Consider the following 16,031-nt stretch of genomic DNA (forward strand, 5'->3'; position numbering starts at 1 on the left):
CCACTGTTGCCGTCCTCATCGCTTCGTGCGCGACCTCGGTTGCGGCGATCGGCCTTGTTGTGCACGGATTCAAACTCGAGCGAACAGCCGTACCGGTCGTTGCGGGCACAGGCCTCGTAGAGCGCATGCAAGGCGTCGCTGATGCGCTCCAGCATGTTCCGGCCAACGCGCAGGCGACTGTGCTCCAAAACTATGGGTTTCGCGACCGTCAGTCGTTCGACGACGCGCTGGATTCGCAGCGTGTCGAACTCGCGAGAGCGCAGAGCGTCCGCGCCGAAGCGCTCGCAAGCAACGAAAAAGGGTTGGCCGCACTGCTCATCGCACTCGTATTCACAGGAGTCGTCGCGGCGATGGGCGCGCTCGTCCTTTGCGACAAGGCTTTGGCGAAAGCACCAACTTGCAACTGAGGCAGCTCGCATCCGCCTCTTCGCCCGTGACTAAGGACGATGGACCTCATCATTATCAGCTTCGAAGACGTCAGAGATGACCCGGCAGGCGCACGCGCAGATGCAGAGCCGGCCGCTGGATTCCCGGACTCATGGCTGGACGCACTGATCGGCGCTGGCGCGGTATTTTCCCGTGACTATGCCGCTCCTGGCGCCGTATCGACCGTCGGCGTGCAGTTTCCCAGCACTTTCCACGCAGAGCAGTTCTGCTCGAGCGTGCGCCAGATGGCCAGTCTGCTGGGCACTCGCGCCCATGTTCACAAGGTCCCCAGCCACCAGGCGCGTTCCACCCTGCGCGAGGCCGAAAGACATGGTTCACGTCTCCTTTGACAACCTCACCGTTTCACTTGAGGACGTTCAGAACAGCCCCGCACGCTACGCGCGCCAGCTTGAGCGTGCCAAGAAGTCGCCGGGCTATGCGGTGTGTCGATGCAACGCTGCGGGTGCGGACCAACCGCTGCGTCTCGTGGTTCGTAGCTACGGCGCGCTCTTTCATCTTGCGCGATGGCCCGACGAAGGGCCGCACCACAACTCGATGTGCCCTTTCTATGCGGCGGCGGCTGCGATCGGCAAGAGCAAGTCCGACGCCGCTGATGCAATTCAGCACACTCCTGCGGGTTTGAACGTCAAGCTCGACGCCTCCCTATTTGTCAAAACAGTCGAAACCTCTCCCCGCCTGTCAGCGAACACTTCAGGCACCGGCAGGACGCGCCGTGCGGCGCCGCTGCTCGGCTTCCTGCAGCGTCTTTGGATCGAGGCGGATTTGCATACCTGGACGGGTGCCTCTGCGCGCAGTTGGGGACAATGCAACGCTCACCTCGTCGCCGCACTTGGAGACGGCAAACTCAACGGTAAGTCGATGCAGAGCGTCCTGCATGTCATGCGTCGCTATGATGAAAACGAAGCGCGATCCATCGTCGCGGAGTTCGATGACTTTCTCGGGCGGATTGAAACGACGCCCACGGCGTCGCAACGTGGCTTGGTCCTTGGCGAGTTGGGCACGGTCGATGCTTCCAAGTATGGCTTCGTCGTCAAGCTTCGCCAGACGAAGCGCACCTTCTTCGCCTCAAAGCAGTTGATTGCGATGGCGGCCGCATCATTTCGATCTGCATGGGCCATGGTCGGCGACGCGAGCGCGCGGATCGCGGTGTTAGCGGTCATCGAGCGGACCAAAGAAGGGAATCTTCGAATCCTCGACATCGCCCTGCAGTTGTGCAACAGCAGCTTCTTACCTTGCGACTCCAGCTACGAAGTCGCGATGGCCAACCGGCTGGTCGCGGAGCGCCGTCGGTTCACCAAGCCGCTCAGGCTGGAGAACGGCGATGCACTGCTGCCGGACTTTGAACTGACGGACACCGAGGCCCTGACCGCGATCGAAGTCTATGGCATGCAGGGCAACCCGCAGTACCTTGAGCGCAAAAAGGAAAAGCAGGTGCGGTACGCGCGCACCGCAGCGCCTTGTGTCGAGTGGATACCACCGGCAGAACTAGCGTCCGTACGACTGCCGGCCGCCGCTTGACTTGACAGCGGGCATCACCGCGATACCTTGTCCCAGTCTTCAACTTCCTGAGACAACACGTGAGCTCGAACTCTTTCTTTTTGAAACACGCGACGGCTCGCGATGCCGACTGGCAGGTGAGTTACCCCGCGCTCGCAATGGCAAGTTCGATCGACCCGGTCGATGAGCGGCGCAAGCAGATCGTTGTCGCGGCCGCCGACGACACCCATGTGCGCATGGTGTTCTTCAGCACGCTTGGCGCGATCCTCGACTTCCGGGCGTCGTGGGCAGAGATCGATAGCTCAGCGCGTAGCTGGCTAGCCTTTACCGTTCGTTGGAACAGGTGGTGGCTGCCGGATGGCGGACACGCGCGTGCACTTGAACAACAAGCGTCGACGCCGACCGATTTACGGCTCGCGCATTGTTCGATTGAGGGGCGTCTCATCGACGACGCGGCCTTTCGGCGATATCTCGATAATGTTGAGCGGCACTATCGGCGAGATGCGAGAATTGCTCGGGTTTTGTTCTCCGACAACCTACGCGGCGAAATCGAGGGTGGCCCGCTTACCGGCGCGGCGCCACTCGTTGACTCCTGAATGAGCACCATCCTTCCATTTACGCGTCTCTCTACCAACGATGCGCGCAGTGACGGCAACGACTGCGCGCATCGTCATATTCGGCTGGCCAAACACGGCGGCACCGTCTCTTGCTCTGACTGCGGCACGGCCGTGGCGCCCTTCTCCGCGCTTTCAATGCTCGCTGAGTAGTATGGTCTCGCTCTCTCGCAGATCGAGCACCTCAAGAATCGTCTGGCTCTTGCTGATGCCCGGATTCTCGAGCTTTCCAAAACCCTCGACGCCATCGATAACCTGAAAAGAGCACCGAAACAGCCTTCAACGGAGACTTGACCGAGCGTCAATCGGTGGTGCAATGGGCTATCAGCAACAACAGAGCACCAGCACCATGAAGCAGACGTTTGCATGCGGCCACACCGGCAAGGGGAAGTTCTGCCACACCTGCGCCAACGCAGAAAAAGAGAATGCGGAGCAACGCCTCGCGATGGAACAAAAGCGTGCGGCGAAAAGAAGTTTGACTGCCGACGACGCCATCGACCTGTCGATGGTTCGCCATCTGTCGTCCGTTCAACGCGAGGCACGCGATCTCCTCGCGAAGGTCAGCAACGGAATCCATCCCTTCTCGCTCGACGGCAAATTCCTGAAGTCGTCCGCCGGCAGGCTCCTATCGGTCCCCGTTGGCAGATCGTATCGGTTACTTTTCGACGCCCCATCTTTGAGGCCTATCCGCTTGGTCAGCCACGAGGATTACAACGCAATCGCCGCCAATCGCGTCGCCGCGTAGTCTGAAAGGTGTTGTAAAGTTCGGGGTTGTTTCCTAATTTGGCCGGGAAACGAGCGTCGTTATAATGCATCCGCCCACACCCTTTTCGCCGACGATCGGCGAACGCCCCGGACCACGCTGCCATGACTGACGAGCTCTTCCCCTGCGACCATTGCGGCGGAAAATGGGCCTTTGGCTACTCGCACCGACTATTAAAGCGCCTATCAGCGCCCGCGAGTGACTATCTGAGCGCCGACGACCGAGCTGCTCCGCAGATGAACGACCTCGAAGCGCGCTCACTCTTTGCGATCCCGCAAGAAAAGGTTTGCTGCATCTTTTGCGAAGACTGCGGCATGCAAACGCCTTGGATCGCAATCGGCGACGACCGGCACGCGGCCCTAGAGAAGGCGGGCGCGATCTGGAACGCTCGGACGCGGCGCCCCCCTGCCAAGGAAGGCGATCTCCTCAAGCTGATCAGGAAAGAAGTCAGCGCCCTCGATGCCCCGTTCCTGATCAACCTATTGGCACGGACGGACGGCGACTGGGAGAAGCGCGGCCCAATTTTCGCCATGCTGGCTGCGAAAATCGTCGACAGCAAGATCACCTTGAGCGATTTCTGGCCTGTCGACACAGTGCTCAACGATGCTGCGAGATACCGGAAGCTCCAGCAACTTGCGAAACGCGTCTACATCGACGGCATAGCCTCGATTCAGTTTCCGCGCATTCCTGCGACGGGCGGTGATGAGGGCAGTTTCGAAAACAGCGTGAACCTCGCAGTTGACGATATGCCGGACCGCAATCGCTGGTAACTTGACTTGCGGCTTATGCGTCCATACTGGTTTGGTGCTGGCCAGTTCGGCGCCAGCAGCAACCCACCACCACAGGAAACGCATGTCCCCCATCGACTACCTTCGCGCCGCTTACCGCCTGCGCGCAAAGCTCGCACCGCAGCTCACGGTGGCGCTCGCCTTGGCCGCCATTCTCACCTATCACGCTATGACAAGCCGGTCATTGGATTGGCTGTTAAATTGAGCCAAAACGCGGGACCGGACACGGGGCATTATCAGTAATAATTCACTTTGCGCGAGACGTTTCCGTTCAAGTCATTGAAAACAAATGACAATCACGAATTTTACGCGTGTGACAACCCGGGTCTTTTTGCATTGGCACACTCGCGGCTACGTTCCAGGATTCGATAGACGCTCTGCCTAGAGATCTGAAGGAAGTTCGCAGCAGCTTTTTTGTTGCCGTTGAACTTAGCGATGGCATCACACACCTGATCGAATGTGACGTCGGGCGCCTTTTGCTGCTGCACTCTATGGGTCGACAGGTACGCGTTCGCTATCGATGGACGGCTATGACCGGCCGCCTCGACCACCTGCCGCCTGGCCTCCTCGTGCTTCTCCTTCGGCGCAATCTCGCCTGTCCCCTTAACCGGCGCTTTCACGCCTGCCAGCGCTTCGTACATCGTGTGGAAGTTCTGATGTCGTAGGCCGTGGGCAGTTATTCCGAGCGCGCTCTTGCGTACGCCGTGCTTGCGGAGCACTCGGTAAAACCGGTCTTTCCACTGCTGCTTCGTATATCCCAGAGGGATCGTCGTCTTGGAAACCGGATTGATCAGGGCTGCCGCCTCCTTCAGTACGTCTAGGCCGTCACCGATCGGAACGACCCGGTTCCGACCGCCTTTCGTCCCCCGAGTGACGCGAAGAAGCATACCGTCATCGCCGACTGACTCAAGAGGGCGCAAGAGGAAGCTTTCCTCGACGCGCAAACCGAAGGTCAACTGCAGGCGGAGTTGTACAGCCACATACTTGTCGGTATGTGCGATCTCCGCCATCTTCTCGATCGAATCGACTCCGTTGCCCTCCCACGACTTGTCTTCGGCGGCAATGTACGAGCGCACGAGACCGTGCTCTTTGCGGTCAACGTAACTCTCCAACGGGCCGATCAGGTTTGGCTTGTGCATCCACTCGGCGAGTGCGCGAAGATAGGTCAGCTTGTTTTCGATTGTTCCGCCCGTCAGCTTCTTACGAACCCAGATGTACACAAGTGCCTCGACGTGCTTCTGCTTCACGGCCCACGGAGATTTCAGTGCGTATCCGTTCTCGCGAAGCTCCACGAATGCGTGGCAGATCTTCTGAATCCGATATGCCTGCGTCTTCAACGACAGCGAGTTTTTACTAACGCGAGTCCGGCTGTGCACGCGAGCGACGTTGTCCTCAAGAAGCCGTTCCAGTTCGATTTTGAAGTCCTCTGGCAAACTGTAGCGGCGAAGTTCAGAGCGGACGTTGACGGTGACCGACATTAGCAATTCCCCTGTGCGTTCCTGATCAAGTGATTAGTTGCATAGCAGAGCGCCCGTCCTGTCTCGAACGATTGGCGCAACTCAGGCGACCGCGCAATATGGCCGGATATATCAATCACGCCTGCCGCCGCAGATTCCCAACCGGCCGCCGCTGCGTGCCTAAGCGCAGCTCGTCTCGCGCTCACATCGTCAAAACCGTATCGCACGGACAACTGCCACATGGACCACGCTAGGTCAGCCTCAAGCGGATGATTGACCCACGGCTCCTGGGCGGCTTTGTGCGCAACTGTGGCGGTGCCGCCACCCGCCGTCAGCGAGACGAACCGTCCGTGCGGCTCGATCCGCCTGAGCGACGGCTCGAGCAAGATATCTCGGGCACTGAAGCGGTGTGCCTGCGAAACGTCTGTCGTCCACGGAGAACCACGCTCGATCGCTGCTCCGAATGCACGCAAAAACAGCGGCGGCGCAGGCGCTAAGACCTCTATCCAAGGTGTGGCTATTGTCCACGCAGCCAAACTTTCCGGCGAGACGGAGGAGTGCTTACACAGCGAGGTAAAGGCGCCCGCAGGCACGCCCGACGCGTGATTACATTCGTCGAGCTTCGCTAGAAAGCCATCTATGTCGACCGTATGGCGCTCAAAGCGATGGGCCCGGTCTAGGTTTAGCGTCAGCCCATAATGCCGTTCGGCCGAGTGGAATACGTCTAGGAAAACTGGTCCCATTACGCGGTGGTACGAGCCGACAACATATGAGCCCGTAACTGCCTTCCGAAGCACGAATTCGTCCAACTGCTCCTGCATCGTTTCCTCGCTGTATTGCGCTTGGTCCGCGGACACTGACATGCGCCCGATCCCTTTGTCGCCGGGCGAGAACCGCAGGGAGCCTATCTCCTCGTCTCTTCGCGCAGCGCGCCGCGTCACCCCGCCGGGTCCACCCTTCCTCGCCTTCAGCGATTCCATTCGATCAGCCCCGCACGTGGAAGAAACGTGCATCGACCGTCCGTGTTGCTGCGTGCTGCCGGTCTCACGCTTCGCGTGTTGACCGCCGCCGACTAGCTGCCGGTAGACATCAACGCTGGTCCGCTTCGCGGAACCTCTCGCCGTTGATTGCTCTCCCCGCTGCTGCCGGCAGTCCAACCGCGAGCATTTCGCTTCGCGATCGGGCTGTGCCGCTGCTACGGCTACCGCGCCGGCCTTAGCACTGATGCGCTGAGGCCAATTGCTCGGTAATTGCCCTTGCGCTGTTTTGTTCCGGTTGCGCCGACCGTTCGTCTTCCGTACAGGGAGCAGTCGCCTTTCTGGCTTGCTCGCTCCCCCATCCCCAAGCGCGTTGAATCCGCCGCGGTGTGTCGGGCCTCATGCAACGTACCCAGCTTCGTGTGCTGTAAGGATGCGTCCATGCTCGTTGAATGCGTCGGTGATCGCAGCAGCAGACTGTGTCCGTGTCCGCTCGCACCTCGACTCAACTTGCTTTCTCGGGCTGAACTGCCCGCAAACCCAATGGATATCGCGTGTCCGTGTTCCTCAACTTGGCTCACGGTGCGTTTGATTTGATTGAGAAAAAGGCCGCATGATTTTGCGGCCTGTGACAGAGGGGATTTTCGCTAGGCAAAGCGGTCCCCTCGATGGTCCGTATAGGAGGTCGATGCGCTGGTCGCGCGGTTGGTGATTGGAATATTAGCCGCTCGGAAGCCAACGCATTTTTCGAAAGCTGCCTAAATGTAGCGAGCTTTTGCTTCCTTGACTCTCTGTGGCGATCTGTAGAGTTGGACGCGTGTGAGGTGGACTTTTCTCACCGAATTCGTCCCGATAACTAACAGATTGAGGCAAGGCCCAGCATCCGTTCTTGCTTCTCACCGTTGAGGTGGAGATATCTGACAGTTATCCAAACGTTGGTAGAGAGAACGCCATCATCACCGCCTATCTGCCACTTTTCTGTCAGATAACGGGCAGATGAGTGCGGCCTATTGAAATGCTCTGGAGAGAGAATGAACGCAATGAAAGTACATGCACCCGTCCTTGCTGTCGACGTTGGATATGGCAACACCAAGGTCGCCTTTCGCAATGGTTCAGACGTCTCAACATTTATGTTTCCGTCGCTGACGCCGCCGTACAAGGCACATACGATCGCCAAGGAGAGCGCCGGATTGATCACGACGCCGAAGACGATCGCCGTGGAGGTCGAAGGTAAGCGCTATCAGGTTGGTCCGGGCGTCTTGTTGAGCTCGCGCAACGGCGATGCGGGCGCGACGCTCAACGACGACTACTGCACGACTTCCAGCTATGCCGCGTTGCTGGCAGGCGCGTTTAATTTCGCCAACATTGCATCGGTCGACCGCTTGGTCCTCGGTCTGCCGATGCGCAACTTCCACACCCACGTTGCGCACCTGCGCAGTGCCTTCGCCGGCAAAAATGCGTTCGGCGAGGTGGATTTCGATGTCGGGAGCGTCATCGTGCTGCCGCAGCCTCTGGGTGCATTGGTCAACTTCTCGCGGTATCACGAGTTCGACAAAGAGGACCCGCACCTCATTATTGACGTTGGCTACTTCACCACGGACTGGGTAGTCGCGACGGGGCTGACGATCGACGAAGAGCGCAGCGGAGGTCATCACAGCGGCGCTTCTCACTATTACGAAGCTATCGCGGCTGTCATCAAGGAGAAGCTGCATATCGACACTCAGGGAATTGAGCGGATCGATAAGGCGTTGCGCACCGGGTCCACGTTGCTGCTCAACGGGAACGATTACGACCTTCGCGAGTTTCTGCCCGGAGCGCAAACGGTCATAGACGCTGCGGTAAAAGCGATCCAAGCGGGTGTGAAAAACACCGTGGATATTCGCTCAATCGTTCTCACGGGTGGGGGTGCGGCTCTCTACAAGTCCGAGATACAAGCGCGTTTTCCGCATTTGAGGATCGACCACATGCCAGATCCGTGTTTCACGAACGTCAAGGGGTTTCTTGCCGCTGGCGAGGCAACGATGCTGCGCGATAAGAAGCGCAAGGAAGGAGTGCCCGCATGACAGGCGCTTTGGAGATCAAGGTAACAATCAGCGAAGTAGTGACGCCAGCGTTGTTCGACGCTCTGGTTGCGATCTCCAACCCGAGGCAGCGTGCGGCGCTGTTGAAGCGCCTTGCCGAAGATGCGCTGCGGGGCAACGTTTCGGTCAGTTACCAGCCGGGGACGCGTGCTGCGCCTGGCTGCGACCGGGCAGCCAATCGCCTGCCCAACGATTCTTACGTCCGCTCGCGACGCGGTCGTTACAGCTGCACCGAGTCAACCCGTCGGCGACGGCGAGCCAGACTTCGACTACGCATTCCTGGCTGAAAATCTGAACCTGGGATGACGCAGCGATCGGCAAGGGCGTCGGTGCTCTTCACGATCGCTTTCTTCGCGACCGCTTGACAATGCGAGAATGCTGACAAGATAGGAACGTATAGTTCAGGCCTGCATAGGCGACGGAGGGAGAAATGGGCTTTTTAGAAATGTTGGCTCACGCCGACTGGACGCGCGGCGTTCGCATGTGGATCTTTGTGGCCGCCGCGCTGGCTGCGTGGGAGGCTGCTTATCTGTTTCATCGCGCCTTGTCCCGCTCAGCCGAAGGAGCCGATGATGTACGCTAGATTCATGGCGCTGCCGTTTTTCACGCGACGCATCATTATCGTGATGGCGTCTTTCTTCGTGATGTGGGTTTGTGCGTACCTGCCAAAGAGCGGCTTTACTCAGGTGTTGATTGGGTCCAGTGCGTTCGTGATGTGTTGGGCAACTGGCATCCTCGTTCCGTTCCTGAAGGTTACGTTTTTCGTCTTACGGTGGCGTTTGTGGTACGTGGTGCGCTACAAGTAGTCGCTGATTCCTAGCCGCCAAATAAAAAAGCCCCGACCAAACGGTCGGGGCTTTTGTCTTCACGGGGCATCAATGCAGCAGAGATACACCTTGTGCGCTCGCCTGTCGACGAATGCAGTAAAACCAAGCAGTGTCCAGCGTGACGCCCTGCTTCTCCAGTCGGGCATGACCGCCTCGTTTGCGGTCGATCACATCGTAGGCTTCCGCCTCAGACTTTCCAACTCTGACCGAGCCGTTCTCGACACCGGACGTTGCGACGATTTCATACCGGCCAACAATCATGCTAAAGCTCATTTCCTCTTCTCCATTGGAAAAGCTCGGGCGGATTGCGGCCCCGGCTGGGGACGAATCCCCACCGGGCAAAAAGTTACTGTTAGCGGCCAGGCGGCCGCGGAATCAAATACTCAAACGTGCAGTGCTTCACGTTCGTCGCGGCGCACCACCATTGGAACGGACGGGCGATGCGCTGCCTGAGATGCACACCACTCGTCGGCAAAATCGGTTTCCCGCTTTTTAGGCCGGTGAACCATAGCCGTGTAGCCTTCAGCTCGCAGCCGCTTCGCAAGCTTCAATGCGGCATCGACCCCCGGCGATTTACCGGTGCGGGGATCGACCGCATCGAAGTCCGCGAAAATGTGGACGACGCGGATGCCGAGCCCGTCCGGCACAACGAAATCGGCGAGAAGGATTCGATTCAGGCAGTACCAGACCGGCACACCGAAGAACATGTGCGCGGCATACGCCGTCTCGAGACCTTCCGCGACGCCGATTTCCCCATCGACTGGATCCATCAGCCGGACTGCGCCGCCGTTGAGCTTATGAAGCGTCACGTCGTTCAGCTTGGCCGGAAGGATCTCGCCATCGTTAGTGACGATCGACGCCTTCGCCGGTTTCGTGCGTTCAAGGAACGTGCGGTGCAGCGTTCCGAGTCGGCCGTCCGGCAATGTGAATCGAGCAAGGATGCCGGGCCACTGACCGATGACTTTCTTCTCGTGCCGGTAATCGAGCATCGCCATACGTAGCGCCGCGGACGGCGCTACTGTCAGACCCGGCACTCGTTCGCGCAGGTACCGCGGAACGAGACCATCGGAACCGACCAGCGTCGCTCGATCCCACATTGAGTCGAGGCGCTTGCGCGCCCACTCGGGATCCACCTTTCGGCCGGGCGCCGGGGCTGCCGGGGCTGCCGGTTGTGCTCGGTTCTGCCGCGCATCGGCCAGGCTGCCGCCTTCGAATTTGATCATGAGTTCGCGGAAGGTCATTCCGGCGGACTTGCAGATGAGCTCGAAGCCGTCGCCGGCTTTTCGGTCGCCGTCGTTGCATTTGCGGCAGACCCAGTCGCCGCGACCGCGGTTGTTGTCGTAAGTGAAGCGGTCATTTCCACCGCAGATGGGACAGGGTGCGCCCTTCCCGGTCAATGAGCTTGCGGGCACTCCATACTTCTGGAGCAACGCAACCCACTGTTCCGGGGACAGCTTGATGTCCTTGATATTCATTGGCACTCCAGTAGTGGTGTGGTTGAGGTCGATGCCTGAACAGGCGGTGAAACCGTGCTGAAAAAAGCCGTCCGCCTCGCGCATGACGAGCACGGCGGGCGGCTTTTTTCAGCAGGGGAAGCGAAACGTGGGTGTGGCGACGTCTGAGGTCGCGTCGCGCAGGGAAGAGATGCTTCGCGGCTCCACCGACCGTTTCCGGGTCGACGAAGCAACGAAGGTGAGAAGAAACAGGAAGAGAGGTGAGCGGTTACGGGATCAAACGGCGGACCATTCACGTCCCTTTAAGTACGGTCGGAACGGAATATCATCGTCCATATCTCCGAAGCCTCCGCCTCCACCATACGACGTCGATTGCGGTTCGCGATTCGCCGACGTCGGGTTGCTCGGTCGCGGCTGCCGCGACCGTTCTTGACGTGCGGGGCGCTGGCTATCGAAACCGTCATTGGACGAACGATCACCGGTAGAGCGGCCGCCGAGCATTTGCATCTGGTCTGCGACGATTTCCGTCGAATACCGTTCTTGCCCGGCTTGGTCCGTGTACTTGCGCGTGCGGATTCTGCCTTCGATGTACACCGACGAGCCCTTCTTGAGATACTCGTTGACGATTTCAGCCAGCCGACCGAAGAACGAAACGCGATGCCACTCGGTCTGCTCCTTCATTTCACCCGAGGACTTGTCCTTGTAGCGATCCGTCGTTGCCAGTCGAATGTTTGCCACCGCGTCGCCGCTCGGCAGATAACGCGTTTCCGGGTCGGCTCCGAGGTTGCCAACGAGGATGACCTTGTTTACTGATGCCATAAAAAGCTCCTTTAAGATTTCTTGGAAATCGCCCAAAGCCACTTGTCCCAGAGCACTTGCGCGCCGCTGGCATCGAGCTTGGGTCGACCACGTTTATCGACGGCAGGTACCTTGATCTTGCCAAGGCGCCTGACCTCTATGCGATCGCCGACTTTGCAATGTGCCTCTGCAATCGCGTCGCGAAGACCCTCGCCTTGCAGCACGTCCACACCTGTACGGTGCTCAAGTGTGATGCAGAAGGATTCGTAGGTCCGCCCCGGTCGCTTGCCGTCCGGGAACTCCCGCTCGCCCCACTCTTTCAGCACGCCATATCGCGCGCGCTCACTGGGTCGATGCGATGGCTCGGCGGCCCGCGCTGGCGACGACGCTACGGTCTCGACGATTTGTCTTGTCGGTCGCGCGTCGCTCGCGGCGGCTGGACGGGTTGGCGCAACCGAACGCTCGGAAGGCGCCTCTGTCGGCTGAACGTCCCGGACGGCAGCCGCAATCGCTTCTGTGAGCGGACCCTGGTGCTCTCGCAGCACTTCCCAGTGCGGAGCGAGCGCCGGAATCAGCTTCATTCCGACTGCGGTTGGCCGTAGCTCATAGTCGAACGCCGGGCGAAACTGCACCACGACAACTCCCTCGTCGCGAAAGAGCATCGGTTGACCAGCGATCGCGATTTGCCGCTCGTTCGCTCCGCCTTTTCCGACTTCGACGGGGGATGATTGCTTTGCGGGGTAGCTATTCCGGGCCTGCGTCGCCGACCGCACTCCGAAGAGCGTTCCCAGCAGCCGGCCGAATGTTGATGTGCTCATAGTCGACCTCCTAGAGCAGCGTGCCGAAGCACTCGCGACGCACTTCTTCCATGTCCCGTTTGAGCAAAGGGTTGCTCGAAATGACGTCCTGCAGGATCTCGGGATCGACGCCGTTGATCTGGCACACGAACCGATACGGCAAGGCGCCCATCCAGAACTCCATGACCCATCCGAGCGTGGCCCGGTAGTCTTCAAGTTCCATCTTTTTTCGGTTTTTGAGTCGCTCGCTGAACAACGCAGCGCAGTCCATTAACGACTCGGGCATGTTGTCGCCGCGTCTGCTGTCAGTCGCGAGACTGATCAACGCGTCGACCATCTTGTCTTTAACGGCCCCGCTCCACAGGTGCGGATCCGGCAGCGGATCGGGCTTGGCCTGGACGCGTGTGATCGGTGCTTCGGGAGCGCCAAACATGTCCAGTTGCCATGCGGCTACTTCTGCTTGCATGGGAATCTCCGAATGAACGGGAACCCATGCCCGCAACGGGATGGTTTCCCGTTGGGGTGAGGGGTCAAGTCCGCCCGTGCGGGCAGTCTTGACATTCAGGCGTAGCGACTAGTCGTCGGTGCCTGTCTTAAGTGGAACGACCACTGCGGACTTGGCGTACTGACGTTTGATGGGCGTGACGTTGGCGTCGGCGGGAGCCGGAGCGACAACGGCGTGCGCGGGCGCCTTCGAATCCTCAGCTTTCTCCTCTTTCAGCGCCGCCTTGATGGATCTCTTGATCCAGACAGCGACGGCGGCAGAGACAAACAGAAAGGCGAAGAACGAATGCGCCGCAAACCACAGGGCGAAGCAAACAGCGACCAACCAGCCGGGCGACTTCATCGCCTTCATAACCAACTGCTTCGGCATTTTTCTCTCCAGAAAAAGACGCACTAAGGGATGTCCAGCCAATACGGCGCTGGATGATTTTCGATGCTCGGGTGAGCAGGGAAAAACGGCGCGCGGAGAGACGCTTTCGTCACGGCTCGAATGAAGGCGTGGCGGAAGCCGCTCAGAGCAGGGGAAATGGATGCGAGCGCGCGGCCTCGGTATGCGCAACTCGGGTCGATGCGTCGTGGACGCGGGGATAGATGCGAATTTACGCCCTGCCTGCGAGGTGCGTGCCTTCGAAAGCTCGCGATTTCATACCGCCTTTTGCTTTTTTCGACGCATCTGTGACTGCGAGCGGGCGGCCTTGACTTCGCGCATGCCCTGCCATGCTTGCAGCATTCATACCAGGGAGCCAGCACATGCTTATCAAACTACTGATCGCCGTCGGCGGCTACCACCTATATAGACGGTCTAAAGGACGGCGTCGCTCGCGCACTTCGCATTCGGCGCGCACAGCGCCACGTTGGGTGGACGCGATCGGCGCTGCTGGCGAGGCTGCGACGGAGGCGAAGCTGCGCAAATCCCTCCGCTGCCTGTGTGGCGAGGAGTTTTATCTGCACGATGGTCCGTTGGTGATCGAGCACGCACCGGGGACGGCCTTTCCAACGGCAGAGATCGATCACCTTGCGATCACGCCCTTCGGCATCTTCGTTTTTGAGATGAAAAACTGGTCCGGGCACATTGCGCCATCACTTATGCCCGGAAATCTCACTCGAACTTCGCAACACGGCGAACCGGAGAACAGGCGCTCCCCAATAGCGCAGAACCGCACCAAGCTCCGATTCGTTCGTGAACAACTGCCAGGCATGTGGCCGGTTGCCGGCGCGGGCGTTTTCACATCGCCCACGGCCGTGCTCGATTGGGACTTGCCGATCGATCTGCTATCGCTGGAGGAGTTGCCCTACTGGCTGCGACTCAAGCGCGATTCGTTCAAAGAAAGACCGCCCATAGACATCCGTCGCGCCACGGCGGCCGTGCTGATGTACGCCGACAACTTAGCAAACGCTCATATTGCCCGCAAAGCATGGGTGGCTGCTTAACCAAAACTTTCGAACGAAATCAAGCCCTACTTTAGGAAATTTATTCCACATAAACGTTAAAGTGTCACACATCTGAACCGTTAAACGATTGCTTACACGCGCTTGTAGGGCTTTTGTCTGCAACGGCTTGCGCGAAAGAGGGGGCGAAATATACGTCTTTCACCCCCAGAAGGTGTAACGAAGAATTTACGATTGGTTACTTAGATGATCGATCGTTCGATAGGTGGCGGGGATGAGAGCCCTGCTTATGAAGGGCAGCGCCCGTCAGCGCTGCACACAACGGAGAGAAAAAATGCTGTCAGGCGAGACGTCCGGAAACGTTCCGAATAAGTTCAATCCCAATCTACCGGTTCCGTTCGGTGACGATTCCATGTCCGACTTCATCGTCCCGCGCGACGATAACAAAGGGATCACCCGGGCCACCATCGAAAAAGCCGCTAAAGACTCGTTTGGCGGAGAGGACGAGCTCGTCGCGAAGCTGACGGACTCCATGATGGCCGTTTCCGAGTCGCGGGAACGCATCTCCGCCGAGATGATTGCGCTAGGCAATCAACTTTTTCACGCCCACTACCTCATCCGTAACAATATGGTGGCTAAGGGCGGCGACTCGATTTCGATCCACCGCAAAGCCGCGCGCATGGCGTACAACTTCTTTGAGAGCTCGCTGAAGATCAAGGAGTCGGCAGCCCGCCAGTACATGCGATGCTGGGAACGCTTCGGTAACAACGAAGAGGCAATCCGCATCTTTAACGTAGGCGAGCTCGACATGCTAGCCGCAGCACACGTCACCGACGCGCAGATCAACGAGATCATGCTGGCGAAGGAAAGCAAGCCCGACATGAGACGCGCAGACGTGAAAAAGCTCCTCGACACGCTTCAAAAGCAAGAAAAGGCGCTCGTTGATAGCCAAAAGCAAGTAGACAACGTGACGTCCGTCCTTGAGGACACGAAGACCGCACTCGACCTTGCGCAGCGCGAGGCGCAGCATCTTAAGGATGAACTGGACACCAAGGCCCGGGCCCTGGCCGCAAAGCAGCAGCAACTGGACGGCCTGGACGACCTCTACAACCGTCGCACCGCGGGGATGAGCGACATGCAGAAAGACCTCGCAGATAAGGACAGGGAGATCGCCCGCCTGCTCGATGAGGTCATGAACAAGAAGCCGGAAGTTCAGGTGAAGGAGGTTCTTGTAACCCCTCCCGGATTCTCATCGCTGTCGGAAGCGTTGGAGGCGAAGACAGCCGAATTCAAGAAGACGACGCAAGCCTTGGACGCACTGAAGCACGAAGTAACCGAGGTCGAGAAGAACCGCGAGAAAGCCAAGGCTGCGCTCGCTGCCGCGGAAAAGGTGCAAAAGACGATGGAAGGCGTTTCCGCCGCATTTGAATCCTTCGCTGGAAAGCTCACCGCAGCGCAGCTGGCCGTTCAGGCAAGCGACAGCCCTGCCGAGCACCGCCCGATGTTCGAGACGTTGTCCGCGATGATGCGCAAATCGCAGAGCGAACTCGACGCATGGCTCGCTAAGTAAAAGGGCTGAGGCCGACCACGTGGACGTGCGCCGCAAGGCGCACAGGAATAGAAATAATGAAAACGACA

General features: G+C 59.0%; 18 protein-coding genes. 10 read left to right on the top strand and 8 right to left on the bottom strand.

Annotation, left to right across the window (positions count from 1 at the left end; genetic code table 11):
- On the bottom strand, nt 1-419 hold a 419-nt coding region (locus P9292_RS40600; protein ID WP_309965449.1), incomplete at its 3' end, for a hypothetical protein.
- Between the two features lie 27 nt (nt 420-446).
- On the opposite strand from P9292_RS40600, the gene P9292_RS40605 reads away from it, so the two are divergent.
- The 6 genes from P9292_RS40605 to P9292_RS40630 all read left to right on the top strand — a co-directional run bounded on the left by P9292_RS40605 (nt 447) and on the right by P9292_RS40630 (nt 4,314).
- Complete coding sequence (locus P9292_RS40605; RefSeq protein ID WP_309965451.1) at nt 447-776, top strand: hypothetical protein; 330 nt, start codon at nt 447-449, stop codon at nt 774-776.
- On the top strand, nt 757-1,965 hold the full coding sequence (locus P9292_RS40610; RefSeq protein WP_309965454.1) for a DUF1173 family protein: 1,209 nt from the start codon (nt 757-759) through the stop codon (nt 1,963-1,965). The genes P9292_RS40605 and P9292_RS40610 overlap by 20 nt, the downstream gene beginning before the upstream one ends.
- Before the next feature lie 59 nt (nt 1,966-2,024).
- Nucleotides 2,025-2,540 (top strand): hypothetical protein, encoded by a 516-nt coding sequence (locus P9292_RS40615; RefSeq protein ID WP_309965456.1) that lies wholly within the window; start codon nt 2,025-2,027, stop codon nt 2,538-2,540.
- A gap of 334 nt (nt 2,541-2,874) precedes the next feature.
- Nucleotides 2,875-3,303 (top strand): hypothetical protein, encoded by a 429-nt coding sequence (locus P9292_RS40620; protein ID WP_309965459.1) that lies wholly within the window; start codon nt 2,875-2,877, stop codon nt 3,301-3,303.
- Between the two features lie 122 nt (nt 3,304-3,425).
- Complete coding sequence (locus tag P9292_RS40625; RefSeq protein WP_309965462.1) at nt 3,426-4,091, top strand: Lar family restriction alleviation protein; 666 nt, start codon at nt 3,426-3,428, stop codon at nt 4,089-4,091.
- An 82-nt stretch (nt 4,092-4,173) separates the two neighbouring features.
- Nucleotides 4,174-4,314 (top strand): hypothetical protein, encoded by a 141-nt coding sequence (locus P9292_RS40630; RefSeq protein WP_309851064.1) that lies wholly within the window; start codon nt 4,174-4,176, stop codon nt 4,312-4,314.
- A gap of 100 nt (nt 4,315-4,414) precedes the next feature.
- Here P9292_RS40630 and P9292_RS40635 read toward each other — a convergent pair whose 3' ends face one another.
- Entirely contained in the window at nt 4,415-5,587 is a 1,173-nt protein-coding gene (locus P9292_RS40635; RefSeq protein WP_309965465.1) for an integrase domain-containing protein, read from the bottom strand.
- A gap of 1,987 nt (nt 5,588-7,574) precedes the next feature.
- Here P9292_RS40635 and P9292_RS40640 point away from each other — a divergent pair.
- Together P9292_RS40640 and P9292_RS40645 are read left to right on the top strand one after the other, a co-directional pair.
- Complete coding sequence (locus tag P9292_RS40640) at nt 7,575-8,606, top strand: PRTRC system protein D (protein ID WP_309965468.1); 1,032 nt, start codon at nt 7,575-7,577, stop codon at nt 8,604-8,606.
- A gap of 448 nt (nt 8,607-9,054) precedes the next feature.
- Entirely contained in the window at nt 9,055-9,207 is a 153-nt protein-coding gene (locus P9292_RS40645; RefSeq protein WP_309851076.1) for a hypothetical protein, read from the top strand.
- A gap of 292 nt (nt 9,208-9,499) precedes the next feature.
- Here the strand turns inward: P9292_RS40645 and P9292_RS40650 are convergent, their stop codons facing one another.
- The 6 genes from P9292_RS40650 to P9292_RS40675 all read right to left on the bottom strand — a co-directional run bounded on the left by P9292_RS40650 (nt 9,500) and on the right by P9292_RS40675 (nt 13,374).
- Complete coding sequence (locus P9292_RS40650; RefSeq protein ID WP_035968637.1) at nt 9,500-9,724, bottom strand: hypothetical protein; 225 nt, start codon at nt 9,722-9,724, stop codon at nt 9,500-9,502.
- A 110-nt stretch (nt 9,725-9,834) separates the two neighbouring features.
- Nucleotides 9,835-10,926, bottom strand: a complete 1,092-nt coding sequence (locus P9292_RS40655) for a primase-helicase zinc-binding domain-containing protein (protein ID WP_309965471.1) — start codon at nt 10,924-10,926, stop codon at nt 9,835-9,837.
- Nucleotides 10,927-11,181: 255 nt separating this feature from the next.
- A complete protein-coding gene (gene ssb / locus P9292_RS40660) occupies nt 11,182-11,724 on the bottom strand; it encodes a single-stranded DNA-binding protein (protein WP_309966462.1) in 543 nt (180 codons plus the stop codon).
- Nucleotides 11,725-11,735: 11 nt separating this feature from the next.
- Nucleotides 11,736-12,284: a hypothetical protein gene (locus tag P9292_RS40665; RefSeq protein WP_309965474.1), complete on the bottom strand. Its 549-nt coding sequence runs from the start codon at nt 12,282-12,284 to the stop codon at nt 11,736-11,738.
- 247 nt (nt 12,285-12,531) lie between these two features.
- Nucleotides 12,532-12,966, bottom strand: a complete 435-nt coding sequence (locus P9292_RS40670) for a hypothetical protein (protein ID WP_309965477.1) — start codon at nt 12,964-12,966, stop codon at nt 12,532-12,534.
- A 108-nt stretch (nt 12,967-13,074) separates the two neighbouring features.
- Nucleotides 13,075-13,374 carry a hypothetical protein gene (locus P9292_RS40675; protein ID WP_309965480.1) on the bottom strand — a complete coding sequence of 100 codons (300 nt, stop codon included), beginning with the start codon at nt 13,372-13,374 and terminating at the stop codon, nt 13,075-13,077.
- Between the two features lie 380 nt (nt 13,375-13,754).
- Between P9292_RS40675 and P9292_RS40680 the strand changes: the two genes are divergently transcribed.
- Both P9292_RS40680 and P9292_RS40685 read left to right on the top strand, forming a co-directional pair.
- Complete coding sequence (locus P9292_RS40680; protein ID WP_309965483.1) at nt 13,755-14,435, top strand: nuclease-related domain-containing protein; 681 nt, start codon at nt 13,755-13,757, stop codon at nt 14,433-14,435.
- Between the two features lie 292 nt (nt 14,436-14,727).
- A complete protein-coding gene (locus P9292_RS40685) occupies nt 14,728-15,963 on the top strand; it encodes a hypothetical protein (RefSeq protein WP_309965487.1) in 1,236 nt (411 codons plus the stop codon).
- Nucleotides 15,964-16,031: the final 68 nt, after the last annotated feature.

Origin of the sequence: Caballeronia sp. LZ001 (assembly GCF_031450875.1) — a bacterium.
Classification (GTDB): domain Bacteria; phylum Pseudomonadota; class Gammaproteobacteria; order Burkholderiales; family Burkholderiaceae; genus Caballeronia.